Origin of the sequence: Microcoleus sp. MON1_C5, assembly GCF_036701875.1 — a bacterium.
Lineage (GTDB): Bacteria > Cyanobacteriota > Cyanobacteriia > Cyanobacteriales > Microcoleaceae > Microcoleus.
Map to the genome: position 1 here is coordinate 1 of NZ_JAUBRN010000025.1, position 24,919 is coordinate 24,919.

20 protein-coding genes are annotated in these 24,919 nt (G+C 46.0%); 5 read left to right on the top strand and 15 right to left on the bottom strand.

The genetic code is table 11. From position 1 onward, the window contains the following. Positions 1-44: 44 nt before the first annotated feature. Complete coding sequence (locus QUA71_RS14155; protein ID WP_333285808.1) at positions 45-1,718, bottom strand: hypothetical protein; 1,674 nt, start codon at positions 1,716-1,718, stop codon at positions 45-47. A 170-nt stretch (positions 1,719-1,888) separates the two neighbouring features. On the opposite strand from QUA71_RS14155, the gene QUA71_RS14160 reads away from it, so the two are divergent. Further along, a complete protein-coding gene (locus QUA71_RS14160) occupies positions 1,889-2,035 on the top strand; it encodes a hypothetical protein (RefSeq protein ID WP_333285810.1) in 147 nt (48 codons plus the stop codon). 147 nt (positions 2,036-2,182) lie between these two features. On the opposite strand, the gene QUA71_RS14165 is transcribed toward QUA71_RS14160, so the two are convergent. The 10 genes from QUA71_RS14165 to QUA71_RS14205 form a co-directional block, all read right to left on the bottom strand. After that, positions 2,183-3,240, bottom strand: a protein-coding gene (locus QUA71_RS14165; RefSeq protein ID WP_333285811.1) for an ISKra4 family transposase whose coding sequence is annotated in 2 segments (ribosomal slippage) — positions 2,183-3,084 and positions 3,084-3,240 — 1,059 coding nt in all. Because the reading frame shifts where the segments join, the coding sequence is not laid out codon by codon here. 240 nt (positions 3,241-3,480) lie between these two features. Beyond that, positions 3,481-4,266 (bottom strand): DUF928 domain-containing protein, encoded by a 786-nt coding sequence (locus QUA71_RS14170; RefSeq protein WP_333285813.1) that lies wholly within the window; start codon positions 4,264-4,266, stop codon positions 3,481-3,483. Positions 4,267-4,324: 58 nt separating this feature from the next. Then, a complete protein-coding gene (locus QUA71_RS14175; protein WP_333285815.1) occupies positions 4,325-5,740 on the bottom strand; it encodes an HlyD family efflux transporter periplasmic adaptor subunit in 1,416 nt (471 codons plus the stop codon). 88 nt (positions 5,741-5,828) lie between these two features. Beyond that, positions 5,829-8,066, bottom strand: coding sequence for a peptidase domain-containing ABC transporter (locus tag QUA71_RS14180; RefSeq protein ID WP_333285817.1), 2,238 nt, complete (start codon positions 8,064-8,066; stop codon positions 5,829-5,831). Between the two features lie 152 nt (positions 8,067-8,218). Then, positions 8,219-8,608, bottom strand: coding sequence for a hypothetical protein (locus QUA71_RS14185; protein ID WP_333285819.1), 390 nt, complete (start codon positions 8,606-8,608; stop codon positions 8,219-8,221). A 186-nt stretch (positions 8,609-8,794) separates the two neighbouring features. After that, a complete protein-coding gene (locus tag QUA71_RS29265; RefSeq protein ID WP_445243781.1) occupies positions 8,795-9,133 on the bottom strand; it encodes a peptidase inhibitor family I36 protein in 339 nt (112 codons plus the stop codon). A gap of 308 nt (positions 9,134-9,441) precedes the next feature. Next, complete coding sequence (locus tag QUA71_RS14190; protein ID WP_333285821.1) at positions 9,442-11,397, bottom strand: CHASE2 domain-containing protein; 1,956 nt, start codon at positions 11,395-11,397, stop codon at positions 9,442-9,444. A gap of 24 nt (positions 11,398-11,421) precedes the next feature. Further along, complete coding sequence (locus QUA71_RS14195) at positions 11,422-12,093, bottom strand: response regulator transcription factor (protein WP_333285823.1); 672 nt, start codon at positions 12,091-12,093, stop codon at positions 11,422-11,424. A 491-nt stretch (positions 12,094-12,584) separates the two neighbouring features. Further along, a complete protein-coding gene (locus QUA71_RS14200) occupies positions 12,585-14,318 on the bottom strand; it encodes a ShlB/FhaC/HecB family hemolysin secretion/activation protein (protein ID WP_333285825.1) in 1,734 nt (577 codons plus the stop codon). Positions 14,319-14,333: 15 nt separating this feature from the next. Beyond that, positions 14,334-16,373 carry a two-partner secretion domain-containing protein gene (locus QUA71_RS14205; protein WP_333285828.1) on the bottom strand — a complete coding sequence of 680 codons (2,040 nt, stop codon included), beginning with the start codon at positions 16,371-16,373 and terminating at the stop codon, positions 14,334-14,336. A gap of 247 nt (positions 16,374-16,620) precedes the next feature. Between QUA71_RS14205 and QUA71_RS14210 the strand changes: the two genes are divergently transcribed. Both QUA71_RS14210 and QUA71_RS14215 read left to right on the top strand, forming a co-directional pair. Beyond that, a complete protein-coding gene (locus QUA71_RS14210; RefSeq protein WP_333285830.1) occupies positions 16,621-19,338 on the top strand; it encodes a CHAT domain-containing protein in 2,718 nt (905 codons plus the stop codon). Positions 19,339-20,475: 1,137 nt separating this feature from the next. Next, positions 20,476-20,826 carry a 4a-hydroxytetrahydrobiopterin dehydratase gene (locus tag QUA71_RS14215; RefSeq protein WP_333285832.1) on the top strand — a complete coding sequence of 117 codons (351 nt, stop codon included), beginning with the start codon at positions 20,476-20,478 and terminating at the stop codon, positions 20,824-20,826. Positions 20,827-20,852: 26 nt separating this feature from the next. Here the strand turns inward: QUA71_RS14215 and QUA71_RS14220 are convergent, their stop codons facing one another. After that, positions 20,853-21,587 (bottom strand): response regulator, encoded by a 735-nt coding sequence (locus tag QUA71_RS14220; protein ID WP_190657709.1) that lies wholly within the window; start codon positions 21,585-21,587, stop codon positions 20,853-20,855. 595 nt (positions 21,588-22,182) lie between these two features. Between QUA71_RS14220 and QUA71_RS14225 the strand changes: the two genes are divergently transcribed. After that, positions 22,183-22,431: a DUF6761 family protein gene (locus QUA71_RS14225; protein ID WP_006634037.1), complete on the top strand. Its 249-nt coding sequence runs from the start codon at positions 22,183-22,185 to the stop codon at positions 22,429-22,431. Positions 22,432-22,832: 401 nt separating this feature from the next. On the opposite strand, the gene grxD is transcribed toward QUA71_RS14225, so the two are convergent. The 3 genes from grxD to QUA71_RS14240 all read right to left on the bottom strand — a co-directional run bounded on the left by grxD (position 22,833) and on the right by QUA71_RS14240 (position 24,284). Then, a complete protein-coding gene (gene grxD, locus QUA71_RS14230) occupies positions 22,833-23,156 on the bottom strand; it encodes a Grx4 family monothiol glutaredoxin (protein ID WP_190657705.1) in 324 nt (107 codons plus the stop codon). Between the two features lie 201 nt (positions 23,157-23,357). Continuing rightward, a complete protein-coding gene (locus QUA71_RS14235) occupies positions 23,358-23,618 on the bottom strand; it encodes a BolA family protein (protein ID WP_190657703.1) in 261 nt (86 codons plus the stop codon). Positions 23,619-23,660: 42 nt separating this feature from the next. Beyond that, entirely contained in the window at positions 23,661-24,284 is a 624-nt protein-coding gene (locus tag QUA71_RS14240; protein WP_190734082.1) for a hypothetical protein, read from the bottom strand. A 213-nt stretch (positions 24,285-24,497) separates the two neighbouring features. On the opposite strand from QUA71_RS14240, the gene QUA71_RS14245 reads away from it, so the two are divergent. Continuing rightward, complete coding sequence (locus QUA71_RS14245) at positions 24,498-24,818, top strand: type II toxin-antitoxin system HigB family toxin (protein WP_333285835.1); 321 nt, start codon at positions 24,498-24,500, stop codon at positions 24,816-24,818. Positions 24,819-24,919: the final 101 nt, after the last annotated feature.

The window sequence follows — 24,919 nt, forward strand, 5'->3', positions numbered from 1 at the left end:
GAAGTTACATCAGAAAATCTTTGGAATTGGTTTACTCACTGCTGTTATTGTACCTCATCTTTATGAGAAAGGCTATAGTATAAATCTTCACATTTATTGCGATCGTAGACATTTTCAACCAAAGAGCTATCAACTAATGGTTTCAAAATCTTTTCGGTCTCGCTTATTTCTTTATCAGTAAATTCAACTCGTTTGTTTGACTGGGCTGCTATGAATAAACGCTGCTCTTTTTCCCAATCATCCGTATACAGTCGCAAAAAAGTTAAACCTCTCACATCTATCGGTACTCGCAAAACACACATCCGACGCAGTAAATCTCTCGCCACTTCACTTTGCCTTGCCAATTGTTCTCGCAACATCGGTTCTGCATTCTTCGTTACCAATTCGGGATGCTTCCGCAGATACCCCGGTTTTCCCTTGCCGAGAGCCGCCAATTGAGTTAATAAAAAAACATGACCTTCAACCCGCTGAGATATCCACTTCAAATCAGCTAATGTATCAGTCAACCTTCGCTGCTGCAAAATCTCGACACCCGCCGCAAAATCCACACCTCGCAACACTTCTATATGCACCAATTCCGAATCCGGTGCTAACCCCGGATAGCGGGTATGTGCCAAATCCGCAGGCACTTCCCGGCTGGTTAAAATCGTTTGCGATTGGTGCTGCTGATAAACCAAAGCATTCAGCAACTTACCCAAATCCGGTGAAATAGCTCGATGTACCTGCGCCGCAGCCAAAATGTCTGGATTTCCCGCATCAACAGCAGGATGCAAAATAGATTCCAGGTTGTCGAGTACCAAAAGACAGCGAGTTTGTTGCAAACCAGCCATAATTTTCGCAATCTTTTCATCGGCAGTTTTCAACGCTTCCGCAGCCTGAATCCCCAAACCTTCACTTAACAGAAATCCAGCCACGTCATCAAAACTCGTTCCCTCCTTTACCTCGAAATACATCGCGCACTCGTAATCGCCACCGGGCAAACTTTCCCCCTTTTGAAAAACCGACTTCTGCCAATTCACTCCTAATGCTTCTGCAAGTTTGACAGCCAAACTCGTTTTGCCCATACCGCCTTGCCCGATTATCGCCAATACTTTCGGCGGCGAAGTGCCATCGGGCAGCATCTGTACTAATTTTGCCGTTAAATTTTCCACCAATTCATCCCGCCCTTTCCACACAGGAATAGAGTCAGGTAGTTGAGAGAAAGCCACTCTAATTACTTTGTCGGGAGGGACATCTGCGGGCACATCATCATTCTCGCTTTTGCCGTCAGTATTTTGTCCGCTGTTAATCTGACTACTGATACCGGGTTCGCCGTTAACGCCCCACGCTTCTGCCAACTTTTTCAAATTCTCTTTTTTGTCTCTACTCCACAGCTTCAGAGTAAAATTCCAATCGCTACAACCCCGCTTTGCCGTCTCCGGGCGGTTATCCGTTAGAATTTTGAGCTTTTTTCCGAGATAATCAGTCAGTACCTCGCCGATGTACTTTCTAACTTGCGAGTCAGATGTTGTCTTATTTGGTTTAAAGCTGCCTCTATCTTTCAGCAGGTGGCGCAGGGCTTCCAGTGTCGCCGTCACTAGCAAGTCTTTATCGTTATCTTTCCAACTGACGCGGAGATTAGAGATGCGATTTGTATCATTCAACGCATAATCTATTAGCGCCTCAACCAAATAACTGACTCGCTGCCAAGACTTTTCGCCTTTTCCCTGCGTGGGCATAGATTCCCAAAGTAAATTGCTAAAAAAAGTTTCGGGAAAGTTTCGGGAATCCCGATACCGAATGACTGTCCCGAATATCCCTAATGGCGATTATAGAACAGTTCCAGCCATTCTTTGCCTTCGGGTATCCCGAAATTCCACACTCAAATTAGTTGAGTTGGAAATGGTTTATGAAGTTATCAAAACAGCATCAATGGATGATTGGAGAGGCGATTCTCGGTACTGTAGTCGGTGCCATCAACTCTTCGGCGGGGATATTGTTGACTTTTGGGTTAGTAGGTTTCCACCGGGAGCATCCCGGTTTTGTAAATGGTTAAAAGTAGGATAAGAGCCAAAAGTTTTCGCCCTGCGCTATATCATAGAACGCAAAAGTTTCGCCCGCGCGCTAAGCGCACTGGCTTTGAGGAGCATCTAAAGTATGCGAGTTGGGAAGGAAAATGGCTCTCGAAGAAGGCATCTATATTTTACATTAATTCATTCAAGTAAGCACACCTAAGTTTCAGCATTTGATTAATATTTTCACGCCGCCACTGAGCCCCGGAAATTTTTAATCTTCTATCAATCTGTTTCACTAATGATTCCACGGCTCCCGAGCCAATAGAGCAAATATTTTGACTGGAGAAGAGTTGATAGTTAACTATGCGATTCCGATGTTTTGTTATGTAGTTACAAAAGTTGGTACTCTGACGGCTACGGCACAACTCAAACAACTTAATGGTTTCATCTACACGGCCTTCCCACAACAATTTTTTTGCTCTATACAGCCGTTTGTTTGACCCTCCTACTTTGTGCAGATTTTCTACTAAATGATACCCGTCTAAGATTTCTCGGCGATTGCCATCTGGATTGAATTTACCGATGATATTCCAAATTCCATCGTGTCCATCGCCTACACAAGTCAGTAGGGAATTTAACGGCTGACGATTGACATAATCAATCAACACTTCATTTTCCAGAAAATATGCAGCATAAAAGCTGTCATGAAGACTAACTGCTTTATAATCGAGCCAGTGAGAACCCTCCCCTTTTGGTCCTCTAATACGCACTTTCCCTCCATCCACGCTGGTTTCTTTAACGGGGGCTGCCGCTACTGGTTCGACCCACTCTTGGTTTTCTACCAATCTATGTAAAGTGGTATGACCTATCTTGACTCCCGTCTGTACCTCAATTTCTTTAGATGCCTTGGAATAGGATAACACGGCCACTTGTCGCAGACAGCATTTCTCGAAAAAAGGGGCCAACCGAGTCGATTTTTTGAGGTTTAATTGTTCCGCTTGTTTTTCGGTAATTTTTAACTCACCCACACAGCTTTTTACTGTTCGGGGACGTCCTTTGTCTGTTCCCGTTGTTTCTTTGATAAAAAAAAAGCAACTTGGGGCCCCACTATCTCTATCCATTGTTTTCTCAGGTGCCCTTCTATTGTTTCCAGGCTCTTTAATGCCTCGGGGGGAGTGTTTCTGTATAAAATTTTGGCGATTTCAGCAGTATGGGCTTGTAAACGTGCTTGTTCGTCAGGCGTCATGTTGGGTCCGTCAAAATTATTTATTGACTATTGTAACTCTTGAGATACTCTATTCTTCAATTGCTCTAAAATGGCTCATTGACTCTAAAACAGATTTTTTTGGGAAGCTAAGTGTAGGTTTTACCACAAAGGGATAGATTTTATCATACTTTTGCCTACTTGCAAAATCGGGATGCTCCCCATCGCTTCTTCATAGGTCATAACTAAAATGTTGCTAAAAAGTAGAGGCTATCAAGTATCTCAGCGTGCGCTATCTGCAATCTGCTTCAAGGTTTCAATTTGTTTCGCGCGAGCGTCCCGTTCTTTTGGCGACAATTGTGAAGTGGTTTTTGGTGCTTCCGACACAGCCAAATCTTTTAACAACGTTGAACCCATTTCTCCCAGTTTCGACGCTTGGGCTAGTTTGAGCGCTTCATCTAGCGCGTTGTACCATAAACCTGCCTCAGCATAGATATTAGCTTTCTCAACGCTATTTACTGCTGTGTTGAGTTTACTTTGCACGGCTGCAGGCATTGCTATAACCTCAATATTTGCCTCGCTTACTAGATCGCCTGATGGGTTATCTGGGTCGCAATTGATAACAACTTGCCAAAGATATTGTTTCTCCTGTTGCAATCCTTGTTCGCTATTCGAGAAGGGGGATAATTTCATAATTCCCGGTGAACTCTGCAAGGACATCTGGCGAACTTGTTTGGGTTTAGCACCTGGAACCCACTCGTAAATCGTGAATTTTATTGGCTTGGAGGCAGAATCATTAGGCACAAACCAAGCGAACGTAGGATGTCGAGAAATCGTTCGTCCGACGTAGTTCACAGAGGCAAGAACGGTTAGCGGCATATCTCCTCCAGAACACCCTCTAGTCGTTCCTCCATCCGATCTTCTTTCTGGAGGGACAGGCTTTTGATCGCCCGGTGCATAACCCGCCAGAACTGCCGGAGTTACAATCAGCGTTAAACTCAATGCACAACTGGTGAGTATTTTGATGTTGATGCGTTTGTTTGGGAACCATTGGATTGGAATCATCATATAGTTCTATGAGTAGTGCGCTATGCGATCACACGGGTTCACCGATCGGAATTAGATGTCACAAATCTGCGATCAGCCTTGCTTTCCTGAGAAAGAATTGGAGTACAGTCTCTTCTCTGGAAATAATATCGACTCTGCCCTCCATCCCCAATTGGATGGAACAGTGTTTTTTTCCCTGATGTAAAGCAAGGCTTTCTGGCTCAATTGTTACCTCGTAGAAAGAACCTCCTGCAACCGCTTTCTGAGGAGTAGCTGTTGTAGAGGTAAGCGCATCACTACTATTCCTTTGAGGGGAAAACGTATCTGGGGAAATCGCTTTGACCTTACCTTTAAGAGTACCGTAATCTGGATAAGGACAAGCAGAAACCCGCAAAAGTACGTTTTGTCCAACTTTCAACTTGCTTTTATTCTCAGATGCCACCGCTGCTTTAATCACCAATGGGGCATCACTAGGGACAATTTGGGCTATTTCCTCTCCAGGGCGCACAGTTTGACCGGAGTTTCGCAGGTTTAGCTTAGAGATGATACCGTCTGCTGTGGCAGTAATGGCAGTCTGGCTGAGGTCGATTTCCACTTGTTTGAGTTCGCGGGTATCGCGCTCAACTGTTTGCTCAATTCCAATCCGTTGCTGGATGAGAGCTTTGCGTTCTTTGTCTAATGTAGCGACGGCGGCAACACCCGCAGCTTTTTCTTGGCCAATGCGCTCAGAAGCGATCGCGACTTCTGCATTACTCGGATTGAGTGCAGCCATTGCGCCTCGCCGTCTAGCAAAAGCTGCCACGACAGCTTGTTGCAACCGTTCAATTGTTTGTTTTTGTCCCTCAATTACCGCTTTTTGCGCCTCAACGGCTGACGATTGCTGGTCAGCAGCGAGTTGTGCTTCCTCCAATTGATTTTTAGAAAGCGCTCCTTCATTGGCTACAGCCTGATATCGGTTGTGCTTTGATCTAGCTGCTCCCAAAGCAGCCTGAGTCGCGCTTAAGTTAGCTTGTGCTGACTTTAACTCCGCAAAACCTTTTTGTAATTCCTCCTGGGCGATTTTAACGTTCGCCTCGGTTTCTTGGACTTCAGTAACAGTAGTAATTTGTTTGTTTTGATAGTCCCGGCTGCGGTGCGAAAGTTCAGCTTTAGCAGCAGCGACAACGCGGGTGAAGCGGTCAGTTTCGGCTATAATCTGCCGATTGAGGGCACTAATCTGGGCATTGATTTGAACGAGTTGTAACTGGGTCTGCTGAATGTTGCTTTGCAGTTGGCTTTTTTTCGTTTGAAGGCGAGAGTCGTCGATAGTAGCAATGACATCTCCTTTTTTGACAACTTGATTCTGTTTAACCCAAACGCGCATAACTGGACCTTCCGCAGCCGCCTGAACGAGTCGCAATTCGCCAGCAGGACGGATGTTTGCCTCGGCTTTGACGGTGACCTTATATTTGGTCACAGAGGCAACGGTAATCGCTATTCCTACAAAAGCAAGCATAACCATTCCACCAACGGTAGTCCAACGACCAAGTGGCGGGAGAAAATCGCTCTCTTGAATTGGGGGCAGATAGTTTGAGTTGGAGTTGTTAAGCATGATGGTTGTAATTGCTGATTGCAGGGACTTTGCCGTTGGAATGAGAGCCAGAGGACTTCACCACCAAACCATTCGTTGCTGGGACAATATCGTCTAAAAAGTCTAAGTGTTCGCCAGGAAGATGACGCAGCTCCTCTGGAGTGCCTTGGATTTTCAAGTGCCCTTCCTCCAGCAGTACAATCCAATCCGCTCGCTGGATGACTTTAGGACGGTGGCTAATCATAATTGTGATTTTGCCCTGCCGATGGTACAGCAGTTTATCTAGCACGGAGGCTTCACTTACGGGGTCGAGAGCGCCAGTGGATTCATCTAAAATTAGTACGGGCGGGTCAGTAACGATAGCTCTGGCTATGGCTAATCTCTGTCGTTGTCCACCAGAGATATTGGCGCCAAATTCTCCTAAAACAGTTTGATATTTATCGGGCAGTTTACTAATAAACTCATCTGCACCAGCAATCTGGCAAGCCTCAACAATTTGTTCAAAACTGATGTGGGGATAGCTGAAGAGGAAGTTGTCAATAATTGAGCGACTCCAGAAGTGAGGTTCTTGCGGGACTAACACCACTTGTTGTCGCAGACACTCCAAAGAAAGGTCTTGCTGGTTGTACAAACCATAGCGGATATTACCAGATTGGGAAGAATATAAACCAGCAATCAGTTTAGCGAGGGTACTTTTGCCACAGCCCGATTTACCAATTAAGGCAGTTACTTGAGCGCCGGGGATGGTGAGGGAGAAATCTTCCAGGAGGTCAACTCTACCCGCGTGGTGGAAGTTGAGGTTGGTGCAGATAATATCAGCATCGCCCTTAATTTCTGCTTTTGGCTTTTTAAAGTCATTTTCGTCTTCCGGCGTGGCATCGATGACTTCTGTTAGGCGTTGGATCACAATCTGGGCAGTAATAAACTCATCAATTAACCCGATTACCGAACCCAGGAAGCCGAGAAAGTTGCCACTCAATCCGCTATATGCTAATAGCTGACCGATGGTTAATGTGCGATTAATCACCAGGTAGCTGCCTAACCAGAGTAGGGCAATACTGGTGAAATTGGAAATAATACTGGTGATTGTGCTGCTATAAAGCCCCAGCTTCATCGTAGTCCAGGCCAGGTTGGCAAGGCGACCGTAATTTGTCTGATACTCTTGCCAAGCTTGTGGGGTGGCTTGGGTGGTTTTGAGAACCTGGACACCGCGAAAGGTTTCGACGAGAAAGCCTTGGTTTTCTGTACCCAAGACAATCTGGTTGCGGGTTTTCTGGCGCAAGGCTGGGAGAAAAAGCAGGTTGACGAGGGTGACGATGACAAAAGCGGCTAAGGAAGCTAGAGTCAGTTGCCAACTGTAGAACAGCATCAAGCCTAAGGAAACCAATGCGATAAAAAATTGGCTGGGTAAACCCAGAACAATTTGGGAAACTAGCTCATTGATGGCATTAACATCAGCAATGCGACTAACGACTTCCCCACTGCGGCGTCCTTCAAAATACGAAAGGGGCAAGTGTAGGAGTTTTCGCCCGTATTCTAGGATTAGTCCTAATTGCAGCCGTTGACCAAAGTGACCGATGAGATGAGATTGTACCAAACCGATCGCACTACTGAATAGATTCATGGCGATGACGCCAATTGCTACGGTGGTTAGCAGTTGGGTATCTCCCCGCACCAACACGTCATCGGTGAGGAGTTGCATCATCAAAGGGGAAGCGAGGGAAAGCAGTCCGATGGCAATGTTGATTGCAATCGCTTGGATGAGAATGGCGCGATAGGGCCAGACGCGCACCAGATAACGCCCAAATCCGCCTACTTTATCCTCCGGTTGTTGATAAAAACGGCTGTCGTCTGCCTCCAGCAGTAGCATCACGCCATTGTCCCAACCCTTGACTAACTCCTCGCGGGTGAGGTAACGGATGCCGACGCCAGGGTCAGCAATTACATATTTTTTCCCCTTTTGCCCGTACAAAACAACCCAGTGGTAGCCTTTCCAGTGAATGATGGCTGGTAGGGGAGCTTTATGTAATTGGTCAAGCATTTGTGGGGAGGCTTTGACGGGGCGGGTATTGAATCCTAGAGCTTCTGCACCCCGACTCAAACCCAGCAGGGAGGTTCCTTGCGACCCGGTGCCGACTGCTTCCCGAATCCTATTGATGGTAAAGGTACGTCCGTACTGTTTGGCAACAGTAGCAAGGCAGGCAGCACCGCAGTCTTCTTCACTGTGTTGTAGAACAATCTGGTATCTCATTTTTAGGAGGAATGACTGGTAAAAAAAGACAGTCGGCCAAAAAGTCCGACTCGATCACGGGTTGAGTTTTGTAACTTAGATGTCTAACGACTGAGAACCGAATACTGTCCTTAGACATCTAAAAGTTGCTTAGTCTGTCTTTTAGCCTTACTTCAAGCAAAAGCACGGTAGTATACGTCGTAGGTAGACCCACTTCCACTCACTCGTGCTCGCGTTAGCGCACCGTTGGTGTTGCCTGCGGTAAATCCTCCCATTGAGTCATCACTATCTGGCCAGTCAGCGTCGAAAAGTTGAACCCGTGCCGAAGAACCTGGAGTCGTGCGGCTTCGGTTAACCAAGCGAGTTTGACCTGAGTTCATGCCGTAGTCTCCCCATATCTTTGTGCCATTGACTGTGATATAGGTATCATCATTGCTGAGACTGTCTGCACCAGCCTTGATGGCTTGAATGCGATCTATTGTTAGGCGAAGTCCACCTTCTACGACAGCCGCTTCTGCGGGAGTTAATTTGCTAAACAGTTGTTCATGTTGATTGTCTTTCATTTTTAATCCTCAGTTGTTGATTGTTTGCGAAAGCCTTACTTGATTTGCAGGCTTGGTACTGGAGATCCCCTTGCATCCCCCTTAAGAAGGGGGACTGTGAAGATTTTCGGTTCCCCCCCCTAAGGGGACTAGGGGGATCTATGCAAAATTAGACAACGTAAGCAGTTAATACTTTAGAAACCGTTCCTAAAGACTCTTCATCGAAGAAATTTTGTTGTCGAAACCTCCCAAATTGCGGTGTTGCTGACCGGGCCGTAGAACGAAACTGGGTCCTGTAAAATTGGCATTGGTGTAGAATGCCCAGGTTTGTCGGGTATTGTTATAGACGGAGGAGATAACGTCATTCCATCCTAGGCCTTGGCGAACTAGATTGGAACTAGCTGGCAGATCCCTCCTCACTCCAGTGAAGTTGGGACCAGCCGAAACCAAGATGCCGCCCTGAATTGCAGCCGCGGATTCCTGGCACAAATCTTCTACAGTGTCGAGCGCAAATAGACCCTTGGTTTGGTTGTTGATTGTAGACATTGTTTTTCTCCTTGATTTGAGATTGTTGTTTGAACTGAAGTTAAGCTTGTTTGCTTAATTAATACGATAAATAAATAGATGGGATGAAACTAGAGTAGTTTGTGCCAAGTTAATTGCTTAAGTTGGTATTTCCTGTTGCTCTCTAAAGTAGTTATCATTGCACAACTCTGCAATGGATAAGTAGGACTTGCTGAATAAGTCGGCGATCACAAAAACTATTCTTGTCGATGCTCATCCCCAACATCCGGGTTTCTTACCCCTTTATCTTTTAGTCGGGGTCGGCCGACTTTGTATGTCTAGACGCGGTTTCAACCGCCGAGTCTTCCTTTCAAAATCTTGGTTTTGAGGTTACGTCCTATCCTAGCAAAATTCCAGTTTCTACCCGTAATGGGCCAAGTTAACTCACACAAAGTTCCTTTCTCTCCGAGACAGGTTCGCTTAAAGTTTCCTTTTAATTTTTTCGCGAGATTTAGACACTGCTTTGTGCCTCGACCTTCAAAGGAAGAGCAAATGCTAGATCCATTATCTTTAATACTTAGAGTGTACCAGCCTTTATTTGAAGAGCCAGTAGCACTGAGACGGGTCAATTTTTTAGAGTGTTTTCCGACATTGCACAGTGCTTCTTCCAGAAATTGGCAGAGTTCTCGCTTTTGTTCCAGGCTTAAGTATTGCTCTTCAATTGGCTCGAACGAATAAGCTTTAACTTTGAGCGTTTTAAAGGAAGGAAAGTTGCGCTGGAGTGTATGGCTGTAGACTTCATAAAGCAGGTCGCGAATCGGTATCTTTAAGTCGAGGATTAGACCACTGCCCAGGCGGAAACTTTCCTTTCGATCGAGGGCTTCTAGTTTCAGGTATTCGCCGACTTCTCTGATTTCCCAGTTCAAATCTTTCAGCTCTTCAAGCAATCGATTTGGTTCTAAATCTTGGTCTTGAACGTGCCTCAAAATATTGGCTAGCGTTTGCAGAGGGCCATTATGAATTTCAACAAATGTCCGTTCGATGGTGTGTTGGCGGATCTCAATCTGAAACCTCAAAAATCGGTCGTATTGATAGAAAGTGTTCAAGATTGCACCATTAATGACTAAAATTAATAAAGCTGGTGCTGCTGGAATCCACCATCCCCCGATGATGAAGGCATAACTAATTCCCACTAACCCAAGACTGGCAGCGGCAACATACACGAGGTTTTTTAAGGGAGATTGAGTCAGCCGACCGAGATAAATAGCTAAAACACCCCAACCAACAATCCAAAGATATTCCCAACTCTGCGACCAGGTTTTTAAAAGGGGTCGTCCATCGAGAACTGCACTGACGATTTGGCTGGTAACATGAGCATGAAACTCTACGCCATAAATTTTCCCAGGCGGTTGCACATTAGCGATCCCAGAAGTATTGATAAAGTCTTTAATACTAGGAGCTGTTTTCCCAATCAGAACAATTCGGCTGCCGAAAATATCGCGCAACAGATCGGGATTACCTTTGGCGGCTTCAATATCGTTAATATCTTGAAGGGATAGCGTGCGAAATCGTTCCCGACCGTTGCGATAATTGAGGAGTAGCTGAACACCAAAATCATCAGCGCCCGCGTAGCCCCCAGAATAGGGGAAAAAGCGAGGAAGTTCAGTCGAACCAAACCGCATCGCCTTGCGATCGCGAATGCCATTGCTCAGTTCAACGCCTTCAGCTTTGAGATAGGTTTGTGCCAGTCGCAAAGGCAGGGAAAAGACATATTTTTTATCGTTTTCAGGTCTATTTATTCCCAAGAGTGCACGCCTGACCTTGCCGTCATCATCGGAAAGGTAATCTATAAAAGCGATTTTTTCTGGGGGTAAGTCGGGGGGCGGCTTAATAGAAACAGGTATAACTTTTTCCACCACAATCAGATTTTTGATATCTTTAAAAGTTGCAACCAGTTCGGCATAACCGGGTTCAACGGGTAGATCTCTAACAATATCAAGACCGATAACTCGGGGCCGATACTTCTGCAACGTTCTTAACAGTTTGGCAATTTCGCGATCGGGTATAGGGTAATTTCTGATACGTTGGATATCGGCTTCATCAATTCCCACAATCACAATTCGTTCGTCGATACGTTCAGATGGTCGCAGCCTCAGAAACGAGTCGAAAGTTACCCATTCTATCACTTGCAGCGCTCCACTCAAACGAACGAGTACAATCAGAACTATAGCAACAATCCCTGGCAGTGTTCCTACAGACCAGATGCTAAATTCTTTTTTAATTTTGCTCGAAATAGTGGGTAACAACTGTTTCTTCCTTAACAAAACCAATCAATCAATAAACCCCTCTTCTCTGGCTCGTTTTTCCGTTTGAATGCGGAGACTTTTGCCATCTTCCGGGTAAACGCCTAAAACGTCTTGAACTTTTGTCCAGTAGTGGCGTACTGTCCTGAGGGATAGGTTCATGCGATCGGCGATCGCTTTATCTTCCAATTCTTCTTCAAAAGCGAGATTGAGTACCTCAAGCCACTCTGGCTTGACTTCCCCTGGTGGCCTTTTCAAATCTTTGGTATGGGTAACTCCTTTGAGTGCCAAGTCAATCCGCTTCAACATCTCCTGGCTGGAAAGTCCTTTGTCAGCTACGGTAAATCCTCCTTCATGAGCATCGATATCTGGTTTAATCCGCACCAGTGCCTTGACATAACTGCTTTGTACGACCAAATTTAAGGTGGAATAGTTTTTCATTAAAGTTCCCAGGCTTTTTATGCCTCGATTGATTTCGGCAGTATTCCCGAAGGTTTCTGGCAGGGAAAGATCCATAATAACGAGGTTAGGCTCAAATGCTTCGACCTGTTGCAGAGCATTCTGGGCTGTTTTAGCGCTAAGGATTTCGGCTTGTGGGTACTGCCGTTTCAGCAAGTCGATCGTTCCGCTTAAGATTAGTTCGTGGTCATCCACTACAAGTATTTTGAGTGTCTCTGGTTCTGGTAAATCTTGGCTCATCGTTGAAACCGTAATTGGTAATTGGGCATTGGGTATTGGACATTGGTAGATAGTGACCAAAGATACCTATCGGTGTATCCGTGCCATCCGTGTCGTGCTGTTGGTAATCGGTAATCGGTAATTGGTAATTGGTAAGTTCTTACCCAGTAAGCATTTAGCTCGATCGGTGTGGGGCAAGTATGTTTTTATTATCAAAATAACTAAGAAAAATCCAGTTTGGGGTTAATTTAAGTTTTTTGCTTCAGTTAACGCTCCCAAATCCAAGTTTAGTATCCCCTTGGTACTCTCTCCCTCTCTCTGTACTCTCTGTGGTTAATTATAAATGTGGTAGAAAACGCGAATTTAGTATGAGTCATACAAATCGTCGATTTAAGTGATGAAATTAATTTCATTTTTTATGATAGAGAAATCAGCTAGACAATATATTGCACAATTGTGCAAACTCGATCGCACAAACCTGCAATTGGGCTGGTAAACTACTACAGTCTGCTTTAAAACGGCTGATAGCGCACTGAAAAGTAGATACCCTTATCTTGCAGCGAGTTTCCCCGATCGCCCACTGAAATTAAGGGGAGGCCGTAGTCTAGGCGCAACGATAAATCAGGGGCAATCTGCCATCGCAAACCCAGTCCTAAACTGGCAATTGTAGCTGGATCTGGGTCAAGATCTCGATTGTTCCAGACCGTTCCGATTTCAAAAGAAGGCGCTAACTGGAGTGCGCTGGGATCTGACGCGAGGGGAATGCGAACTTCAACTGAACCCAGGATGCCGTTGTCGGCAACGAGTTGGTTTTGTCGGTAGCCGCGAACTGTATCGACTCCACCAATACTGAAGCGTTCTAAAGGTAGCAAAGAATCTGGAGTTAGCTGAGCATCAATTCGCGCTACTAGCACATTTCTGCGCGATAACTGCTGTACCCACTGAAATTGTCCCAACCAGGAAAAGAATCGCCCGTCAGTACCCGTGTTGTTGATGGTTGCATCAAAGGCATCTATCCCTAGACTGAATTGAGAGCGAGCGGCTAAAACTCGTCTTCTGCCCCTATCGACCCAATCTTGAGAAAACCGAATTACTGTAACCTTAGATTCGCCTTTTTCAGGACCTTCTGTGAAGGAAAAGGGCCTATCGTCGAGGATATACGTTTGGCTGCGACGCCGATCTAAACCTAAGCTTAATGCAAATTCACGGGTTGGTGTTCTGGTAATGGGCTGGCGGAAATTGAGGGCATAGGTTTGAGTCTCACTTCTAATACCGATATCCCGGAACTCTCGTTCAATAATTCGGCTATCGCCATTGTTATAGCGGAAGTTAAGGGCACCGTTACGAGCATTAATGGGGATGGTATAGTTGATGTCGTAGAGGTCGAGTCCTTCAGTACGACCGTATTGGGCTGCTAAGCGATCGCCAAATCCCAACAGATTATCATGACTGACTTGCACGCTGCCTTGGACTGAACCAATGCTAGGAGATTGGTTGTTTTCAACCGTGATCGCACTGTGAAAGGCAGGGGCTTCTTTGAGATTGATTCGCAAGATATTGCGACCCGGAGTGCTGCCTGCGGTTAACTCGGCATTTACCCTCTCGATAAGCGGATCGAGTTGCAAAAGTTGCAAAGCTTCTTCTAAGCGTTGCTGGTTTAATGGGGTAGAGGTGGCAAGTTCGAGGCGCGATCGCACGTATCCTTCTCGCAATCGAGTTAACCCACCGATTTCAATCTGCTTGATTTCGCCCTCTACCGCTTGAATTTGGACTATACCACTGTTGAGGTCTTGATTGTTGGGCAGGAAGGCTCCAGAGGTAATGTAGCCGTTTTTAATATAGAGTTGAATAATGGCAGAGCGCAGTTCGAGTAACTCTTCAAACGTGACTGAACGGTTCTCGTAAGGCTGAATTAATTTGGCAATTTCGTCCTCTAAGACGGTGTTTCCCAGCACTTCTACTTTTTTGATGAAAAAGCGATCGCCCGATGGGGAAGTAACTTCAGGTGACTCTTGAGTTGGGGGAGTTTGCAGTTCGGGTTCCGGTGGTGGTGAAGGCGTTTCATTAGGGAGAAGACGGGGTGTTTGAGAGGGATTGGGAATCGTTTGTTCGATCGCGTCAGGTGCGTTAGGGGGAATGGTAACACCTGGTGGCGGTGCGGATTGGGCGATCGCACTGAGGGTAAAGCAAGCTGAGGTTGCGATGCAAGAACCTGAAATGGCAACCCACCTGAAGATTGGGTACATATTTATGTTATTGAATTAAGGACACTCTCGACTCAACACGAGTTTCCCATTAGGCAGTCGATACACGCCTTGGGGTTCTACAATGGAGTCGCCTTTCTGCCAAGGGCGATTTGGGTTGGTATTTGTGGGTGTGCTGTCATTGGGCAAACTTTCTATGTCTACTGTGGGAAAGGTGGACATCTGAGCATCTCCGGGGCGCTGGGGTAAGCCACCAGTTCCTGTAACGGTGAAGCTGCCCCTGGTTGGTTGATTGCGGCGGACAATGCAGCTATTCGCCAGAAGGCTGTCAGTGTCAATCTGATTGTCTGGTAATTCGGTGAGGTTGTTTTGGATAAAGCTGACATCGGGTGTGGTGATGATTCCACTGGCTGCGACATCGACTCGGTTATTGGCATCAAGGGTTTTTGGGGGATCCTCACGAGAAGATGCGGGGCCGTAGTTTTCGCCGAAGGAAACAGGAGTATTTAGGTTAAGGTCACCACCTTTGCCATCAGGAGCATAAGCTAGGATATCGCTGTCATCGAAAGCGATGATGGATCCAGCAGTCAGGATAATGTTGCCGCCACCTCCTGTACCTCCTTGGGCAACGAAGGTTGTGATATCACTGTCACCATATAGGCGAATCGTGTCTGCAGTGATGGTGATGTCACCCCCAGAAGATTGCTGGGCGACGGTTGTAATTGTGCCATCGTTGGCTTTTAGGGTGTCTCGGACTGTAATCTTGATATTGCCTGCTAGTCCTTCTCTTAAGCTGTTGGCTGATACCTGTGCTCCATCGCGCACCAGCAAGCGACCCGTATCAATCGTCAAATTCCCTGCATCCCCACTCCCTGTACTCGCAGCCAACAAGCCACTGGGAACCTCACCATCGGCTGAAATACCAGTACCAATCACCTCGACCGAATCAGAAGCCGTAATCTGCAACCTGCCGCCGTTGCCTTCACCTCTAGTACCGGCTGATACCTGTGATCGATCGTTCACCAGCAAGCGCCCCGTATCAATCGTTAAGTCTCCTCCAGTTCCCGTTCCTGTAATGGTCACATTAGCATTCAGCAACGAACTCTCACTCAGAACAACCTCTGTTGTGCGTACCAGTACCTTCCCGCCATTTTCTGCTCCCAAGGTGTTAGCCCAAATCTTCGAGCTTTGTGTCATCTCCAACCGCGCACCTCGAATCTGAATGTCACCGCCCCCTTCTCCACTGGCATCCACAAACGCCCTGTTTGATAGCGATATATTGCCAAAATCATTAATCGAGTCATACCCCAGGACAAAGCGGTTCCCACTCTGACTCAAACTCACTTGACCCACTCGGGCCACACTACCGAGTTCAATTCGTCCTTGTGCTGCGTTTAGCCTGCCTCCCTCTAGCAACACATCCCCACCCACCAGCGCTAGGGTTCGACCCGATCGCACCTGTAGTCCTGGGGGACCATTATCTGAACTAGGCTCACCAATCAAGCTAGGTGCTTGCGAACGATTGACAATCGGTTGAGCGGCAACGGCATTAAACCACAAAGCTGAGGGACTAACTGTGAGTAAATTACTCGTTGCAGGTTGTGTGGCGCTAAATAGTCCTGCATCGCCCAGCTTTACCGCATCAGCCGTCGTTGCCAAAAATGAACCCTGCACGTCTAAACTGGCAGCAGGCCCGAACACAATGCCGTTTGGATTAATCAAAAACAAATTAGCATTGCCATTAACTCCCAACCTGCCATTAATTTCAGAACGGTTCACCCCGGTCACGCGAGAGAGAATGTTTAATATCCCTGCTGGATTGGTGAAATAAGCGCCTCGTCCTTCTAAAACACTCAATTGTTCAAAACTGTGAAACAGATTAGCGCCTCGAATTGCGCCACCATCAATGCGATCGCTAACAATACCATTGATAGTGACATCGGGTGTAACAATAGAACTTTCAGCCCCCAGTGTATGGTCAGGCACGATTTGAGCATTAACGCGCTCGCCCCCTCCTACGAGGAGTGTCCCAAATATGGCGACGCAACCCCCAATATTCCGCTGCCAACACCGATCGAACCAGCTTTTAGCAATCATAGGTTAATTTCCAAAACACGTTGAGAAATCGATCGCTGGAGTTTACTTGCGAGCATTATAATCATGCGATCGGGAAATGTTAGCTTGATTAACAATAATCAATGTCGCTCAATATCGAAGTCAGGCATTCACCTATTATGCTATGTTAATTGCAAACCAAAGCTAGAAAGGGGTTTAAACTCCAGCTTGGTTTTATAGCAAAATAGAGAATTAAAATCTTCACGATATCCTACCATATCTTACTACCATGCCAAGCCGACACCGCCGATTCTGTGTCCGCCACGTTCTGATAATTTTATTCCTAACCAGCCTCACCATTTGTCTGGAACCAGATCGTGTTTCTTTTAATTCTTTACAACTTATTAGATGGGGAGAAGTAGCAACCGCACAGTCTGCCAATTCCAGCCAACTCGTACAACAAGGAATTGAACGATATAAAACAGGAGACTTCCAAGGCGCGATCGCACTTTGGCAAACCGCCTTAACCGCCTATCAAAGCACTAACAACCGTGCTAACGAGGCGATCGTTCGAGAAAAACTAGCCCTAGCCTATCAGCAAATCGGTCAATTCGGGTCAGCGATCGATTATTGGAAAAGTGCGATCGCCAACTATCGCTCATCAAAAGATTTCGTGAAAGAGGGACGGTTACTCACAGAACTCGCTCAAACTTACAGCCGTTTGGGGCAAAATAGAGAAGCGATCGCGCTTTTATGCGGTGCTTCTGAGGCTGATGAAATTTGCCTCAGAAGTGAAGGAAGTGCTTTGCAAATTGCCCGAGAATTTAGCGATCACCAAGGAGAAGCGGCGGCTTTGGGAAGTTTGGGAGAAGGATATCGCCGACTGGGAAAGTACGATCGAGCCATTGAAACTCTAGAGGTTAGCTTAAAGATTGTCGATGAGATTAACTCACCAGTTAATCGCGCCTCACTGCTTAATAGTCTCGGTAATGCTTACTTTAGTAAAGCTCAACTGAACGAGCAGCGTGCTGATTCTGCTAAGTTCAGAAATGCAGAAAATAAGGCTAATGAATTCATTAAAGAAGCTACTGCTAATTACACAAAAGCTTTAGATTATTTCGAGATCAGTCTCAAACTAACCCGGACTCAAAATGACCCATCGAGTCAAATGCGATCGCTTCTCAATTTGATTCAACTTTATTACCGCCCAAAATATTTTAAGTTACCCGATCGCACTAATAAAGCAGGGCAAGCAGTGCAAGAAGCTCTAACCCTACTTAATAGCATCCCCGATTCTCCCAATAAAGTCTATGCAGCCATCGATCTAGCCGAACTAGAACAACCTGTTGATTCTATTAATTATAGTTCATTCCAATCTCAATGTCCGCCCCAAAAACTCAACGAATTGCAGGCAGAGGAATTGCTGCAGAAAGCTGTTTTTATTGCTCGAAGCATTAAAGATTATCGCTCCGAATCATTTGCTTTAGGTAAACTCGCTCATCTCTACGAATGCCGTAAAGACTACAATAAAGTCTTAGATTTTACCAAACAGGCAAGATTGGCAGCAGACCAAAACTTAGGTGCTAGAGATAGTCTTTATTTGTGGGAGTGGCAGGCGGGACGAATATTTAAGGCGCAGGGGAAAGAATCTGAGGCAATTGCTGCTTACGAACGCGCGATCGCAACTTTAGAAGGCTCAGGAGGTATTCGAGACAATTTGTTAATTACCCAGCGAGACTTGCAATTTAGCTTTCGGGATACGATTACTCCTCTCTACCGTGAGTTTGCTCAGTTAAAGCTAGAGCGTGCTGAAGCGCTGTCCATTGCAAGTCTTGAGTACCAAAAGGAACTCGATTCTGCACTCAACGCGATTGATTCTTTGAAACTAGCAGAATTGCAAAATTACTTCGGCAATGATTGTGTCTTTACCGTTTTTGAGCCGGAACGAGTTGATGACTTAGAAAGAGAAGACACTGCTGTCTTTAGTTCGATAATTTTGGACGATCGAACGGCAATTGTGGTGAGTTTACCCAATCCTGAAAAGAAGAGCAAGCCAAATACTGAAAGAAGATTGAAACGGCTAGTCTGGATCGACAATAGTAAAAAACTTACAGAAGAAATCAAAAAATTCCGTATAGAAATTCAGAAATTTTACGATCCTACTGACGCTTTTTTAACACCAGCACAAAATCTATATGACTCTCTGATTCGCCCTTTCGCCTCTGATATAAACCCAGCAAAAATCAAAACTCTCGTTTTCATCCAAGATGGGCTATTACGCAGCGTACCAATGGCTGCACTCCACGATGGTGAAGATTTTCTAGTTCAGAAATACGCCATTGCTACGACTCCTGGGTTGCGTTTGACTTCCCCTAACTCCCTAAACTTTCAAAGTCTGCGGACTTTAGCTTTGGGGTTAAGCGAAGCGGCTACCGTTGATGGTGAAGAATTTAAGCCTTTGGCAAATGTCACTAATGAAGTCGATCGAGTTGTTAAGCTATTTCCAGGTAGCAAGAAACTCTTGAACGAACAATTTACTCCTGAGAGTTTAGAGCAAGAACTTAAACAAACAATTTACCCGATTATTCACATGGCCACTCACGGTCAATTTGGCACTATTCCAGAAGATAGCTTTCTAGTGACGGGTAATAATGAGAAGATAACAATTACTCAGCTAGAGAGTGATATTCGCCGCTTTAGTAAAGGTACAGAGCCAGTTGAATTGCTCGCGCTCACGGCTTGTCAAACCGGTATAGGAGATGACCGTGCTACCCTAGGTATGGCTGGCATTACGGTGCAAGCAGGCGTCAGAAGTGCTTTGGCTTCTCTTTGGTACGTTGACGATGCTTTTACACAAGAATTAGTCGGTAAGTTTTACGAGAACTTGCGATCGCAAATGAGCAAAGCAGAAGCCCTAAAAGAAGCACAGAAGGCGCTGATCCATCGAAACAAGAATATACATCCCGCTAAATGGGCCTCCTTTATCCTGATCGGTAACTGGCTTTGACACTCCCGCCGTCAAGCTACGCACTCGATGGGGGATTCTTAAACTCACATTTAAGATTTCCTGCTTCACAGATTCTTAACGCTTGCGTTACCGCCCCCGTCAGACCATAACATCTCGTTTCAATCCTACCCATTTAAGGATGGTGAGCCAATAAATATCTAATCACTACGTATTTATCCCTACCCGCGCTCCGCACCGAATGGATTGAATAGCCTCGACCCCATTCAAGAGCGGATACTTAGCCAGAGCTAGGGCGGGTATTTTGGAAAATATGGCGTACACCTTTCCCTCACGGGCATCTCGGCAACTGCATAAGCTCAAAAGCCTGACATCTATACATGGATAAAGCTAGTTGAAAAGGTGAATTAAGCTGACCAAAGCGAACATCCCAATCTGTGCAAACAACGTTTTTTCTAAGATTGACAGCCGGAGAGCTCGCTTGGGTCTGTATCTAAGTGAGAGCTATTGGGCCGGCACTACAGACTCGCAAAAATGAGATGCTCCCGTTTCCACCTCTGCTTTGACAAAAATCAACAGGCAGTGTCGCGTTGCCCTATCGAACAAACTTTAAACAGCGAGGAAGTATCGAAACTCTATTTTTGTAATGATTGTCCTTTCAAGAAAGCGGCGATTGATGTAGAAAAAGTTGAAGAAGAAAGTGAGTAAACTGTGGTGCATCTAATGTGGAACAGCCCGGAAAACCTGTTCGGGCGGGACACCCCAGAATAAAATTTATTATTTGTGGAACCGGCCGGAAAGCCTGTTGCTAACCGACAAGAAACTTCATTATTTGTGGAACCGGCCGGAAAGCCTGTTGCTTATCCGCGGGCGGGACACCCCACAAGAAAATTCACTCAGGATGTTAACTCGAAAGTGCGATCGCTCTTTTAATCAGTATAGGTAAAAAAGGACGATCGCCCGCTCGTGAATTGAACTTTAAAAACAAACTTTTAGTGTAGTAACATTAATACTCAAAATCAGATTAGCATATTATAATAACATGAAACGGGTGTTATAACTTCTGAGCGAAACAGCGATCGCCTCTACCTCTTTTGCTAGTTACGTTGCGCCCAGCTACTTGCTGCGATTATAAATGTCTATAATATCTTTTAGCATCTTCTCGCTAACACGCAATTTATGGAACCTTTAGCAAAAGAACCCTGTGCCGCCTGCCGCCCAAACTCTCCCCGCCTCACAGCTTACGAAATTGTCCAGCTAAAACCTCAAATTCCCGACTGGAATTTAATCGAAAAAAAGGGCATTCCCCAAATAGAACGCACCTACGAATTCCCGGATTTCAAAAGTGCGATCGCCTTTACAAACAGCGTCGGCGAAGCAGCAGAAACCGAAGGACATCACCCCGCACTGTTAACCGAGTGGGGAAAAGTTACCGTTACTTGGTGGACTCACGCGATTTCTGGACTGCACCGCAATGACTTTATTATGGCTGCGAAAACCGATGCGATCGCCAATCAATTCTCAAAATAAAATCCGACTTATAGCCCGATCGTAGTCTAAGAACTCACAGCTCCGGGTACCAGCGGAGAATGCCGTTGATTCCCATTCAACAACTCCAGATTCAGTCGGTAGCCGACATTCCGTACAGTTTGAATCAGGCTCGGCTGTCGCGGGTCGATTTCGATTTTTTTACGCAGAGAGAGTACGTGAGTGTCGATCGTCCGGGGGTTATCAATCGCATCGGGCCACGCCCTCCGCAGCAAATCCGAGCGCGACAGCGGCACTCCTCCAGCTTGAGCTAGCACGTACAGCAGGCTAAATTCCTGGGGAGTCAGCTCAATATGTTCCTCGTACAATCTCACTCGGCGCTGCACCAAATCAATTTTCAGCAGCCCGCACTCCAGCGTCGCCGGCGGTACCATCGTGCGGTTGCGGCGCATCAGAGCTTCCACCCTGGCCATAAATTCTTGCATCCCAAAGGGTTTAGTCAGGTAATCGTCTGCCCCCGCCTTCAAACCTTCAACAATATCCGATTCCGAATTCCGCGCCGACAGCATCAAAATCAGCGACTGCTGCTGCTGTTGCAGCCAGTGGCAAAATTCCAAACCGTCCCCATCCGGCAATTGGGCATCCAGAATGACTAGAGTTGGCTGACGGCTGAAAAATATTTCCCTAGCGTGACTGATATCCGCTGACTGGTGCACCCAGTGACCGACTTGCTGTAGATGCCAGCCCAAGAGCGATCGCAGGTGCGGATTCCCTTCAACAATTGAAATACTTGCAGATTCCACAGAGGCGAGCTTCCCATATCACTAATTGCTACAAGGTTAACAGAGCTTTTGTCAAGCTTTTGTAACCATCGCTACTCAAGCATGAGCTGCATTTAAAGCAGCGGACATACCTAGGCTAGGACTTTTAAATATTGGGTCAATTTCCGAGGGTCAGCCTGCAGAAAGGTTAAATCATTCTGGCGGTAAGCTTACAATGAAAATAAGACAGTGTAAAGCCGATTGATCCCATGCCCCAACCGCCTGCCACAACCGAACCCCCCGGCCCAGCCCCCACTCCCAGGAGGTTGACAAATCGCGCAAGTGAAACTAGAATTCCTCCAACCGTTAGCTCGGGAGCCGGAAGACTCAGCCACTTTGACCGCCAAATTCAGCAACATCCCGACTCCATTAAACGCACAGCGAATTATCTAGGTGCGCGCCAAAAGTCGAGCAACTGCATTGCAACGAGTGAAATTTTTTATGGAGGGTAGCCTGTAGAGCAGGGTAAAAACTTTTATTTAGAAATAGCCTCAAGCGGAGCCACTCAGCATCAATCGAGGCCATTCCTAAATCCCGCCGTCATTATACAAACCACAAAGGATTTCAACCTCACACCATGCTACAAGACACCCAAACAATCCGGCACTACCAAAAACTCACCGACGCCCTCGTCGAAATGTGGAATAGAGGTTATCGCTTCGATGACCTGCGGCTTTACTTAGACGGGTATTTAGCAGCCCTGCGGCATTCCAACGGTCTGGAACCCTATCTGATTCACAGACTAGAGGAAGAAGCAGCGCGTTACATTCACGACCCCTCCAATTTTGCAATGCCACAGACCCAAACTGAAGCCGACTACTATTAAATAGCAAATTCGGTTGGATAAACCCTTGATGATTTGGAAATTGGGAATTGGGAATTGGGAATTGGGAATTGGGAATTGGGAATTGTAACGGGTTCCCTGGCTCTGCCTGGGAACCGATGTCCAGAGGCTCGGCCTCGCTTTGGGAGCCTAAAAATTCGATGCCGAGCCGACCGCATTGCGTTCCCAGGCAGAGCCTGGTATAGCAATCCTAAATGAGCCGTAAATTTTTTACCCCACCCCAGCCATCCCCGAACTGGCGGGGAGGGAGTAAGAAATTCACAAATGATTTAGTATTGCTATAACGAATAATTAAGTAAATCAACCTAATTCCACGTAAAACGCGATTGCTGTTATATCCCCGACTTCTTTAAGAAGTTGGGGATATGTTTTTTCTGTCTAATTTAAGAAGCCAAAGCCACTTCTACAACTTCTTGCAATTCGCCCTTTTGATACATCTCGATCATAATATCCGAGCCACCAATAAACTCGCCGTTGATATAAACTTGGGGAATTGTCGGCCAGTTGGAATACTCTTTAACGCCTTGACGAATTTCCTGGTCTGCCAAAACATCCACAGTTTCGTAAGGCACTCCCAAAGTATTGAGAATTTGCACCACAGTATTAGAAAAACCGCACTGGGGCATTAACTTATTGCCCTTCATAAACACCATGATTTTGTTTTGCTTAACCAACTCGTCAATTCTTTGATGTGCTGTTGTACTCATGGTAGGTCCTAATATTGTTTGAAAATTTTTAAACGTTGACTGACGCAGAAACCGCGTTTTTTACGAAAATCTTTCGTTACAGCCATAGATTCCGGTAAAAGAACCGGGTTTTTGTGGTTTTTGTGCCTAAGTGGAGCAGTTGTATTTCAAGCAACTATTGACACCCGCACAAATTTGTGATACCCACTTGCAAGTCAACAATTAAGCAACTTGACTTTTCGCTTCCCATTCTGCGGGAGTTAAGGTTTCCAAGCCCAAAGCGTGGATGGCTTCACTAGCCATTGCCTGTTTGAGAGCACCGTAGACCAGTTGGTGCTGCTGTACTCGGCTTTTTCCTTCAAAGGCTGCAGAGACTACTCTCGCCTGGTAGTGGTCACCGCCACCGGTCAAATCCTCAACTTCTATTTTAGCGTCGGGCAACCCTGCCTTAATCATTTCTGCTACTTGAGACGGTGTAACCATTGGTTTCTCTGATAAACGGCTGTAATTTAGATTTTAGTGGAACTATTTTGTCGATGAGCTCGGTTGACTGCTGGCTGGCCGGGGAAAGGGCGAATCCACAAAACCCAATTCCAGTAACTGCTGGTAAGCTTTCTTGCCCAAGTCGCGAGTTGGCTGCTGCGATCGAATAATCTGAATCAGCAGGGGCACAGCAAGTTCGGGCTTATTTTGCGCCCGGTGTACCAACGCCAGCCGGTAGGTAGCTTCGTCCCGCATTTGGGCTGTTTCTACAGCTTTGGTGCGGTGGCTTTCGGCCAAGCGGATGTCAATTCCGGCAAAACTGCTCCCCAGTTGTTGGTAGAAGTTGGACAGTTGATTGAAAATTTGGCGGGATTCTTGGAGTTTTTGACTGGCGAGTGTGTAATTTTGATTGGAAATAGCACTGCTGGCTTCTGTCATCAAACGCTGGCCTCCTTGGACGCTCAGCAGGCTGCTGTCTTGCGTCAGAGGGCGAAGATTGTTGGGGTCTGTGGGGTCGTCGGCGGGTTCGACTTGCGGTTGGTTCTCTGGCCCAGAAGGTTGTTGTGCTTGGACTTGGAGCGGTTGCAACAGGGTAAAAGCTGCGATCGCCCCGATCGTAATCCGGGCAGTGGAGCGAAGCCAGCAAACAGTTCCAGAGTATACCATGAAATTACTTTGCGCCTGTGCGCTTTAAAAAAATATTTAGCTTGAGCCGATCTTACCATTGGCGATCGCAACCGGCTAAGTGTAAACCAAATTTGTTGAAATGTCAAAGGGTTCGATCGGGAGAAAAGCTTTTTAGGAAAAATTCAAGTAGAGACTTGACAGTATGTTCTCATAGTGAGAACATAGAGGTGTCGTGTAAAAAACGGTACTGGAATGAGGCTAATTTCCAAGAAAAATCTGGAGAGTGCGATCGAATCCTACTCCGACGATGCCAAGGCTGCGATCGCAGTCGGGCGCAAGGCCATCAAAGACAACGATTGGGAATCACTAGAAGAGATTCGACAGGGATATTCCAAATCGGTCGATCAAGTCTGTGGATATACCATATTTAATATTAAAGGCAATCAGTATAGATTAATCGTAAAAATCAACTATACCGCCAAAATTATATATTTTAAAAAAATTTTAACCCATAGCGAATATGACAATATCAAGTGGAATGATGAAGATGAAGTCAAACATAAAATAGGTTAAGTTCCACTAAAATCATCAGGAAAACATTACAGATTCCCTGATGTATTCAATCACTCCAAAACATTTACTCCAAACGTCAAAATCATGATGCCGAGAAACAA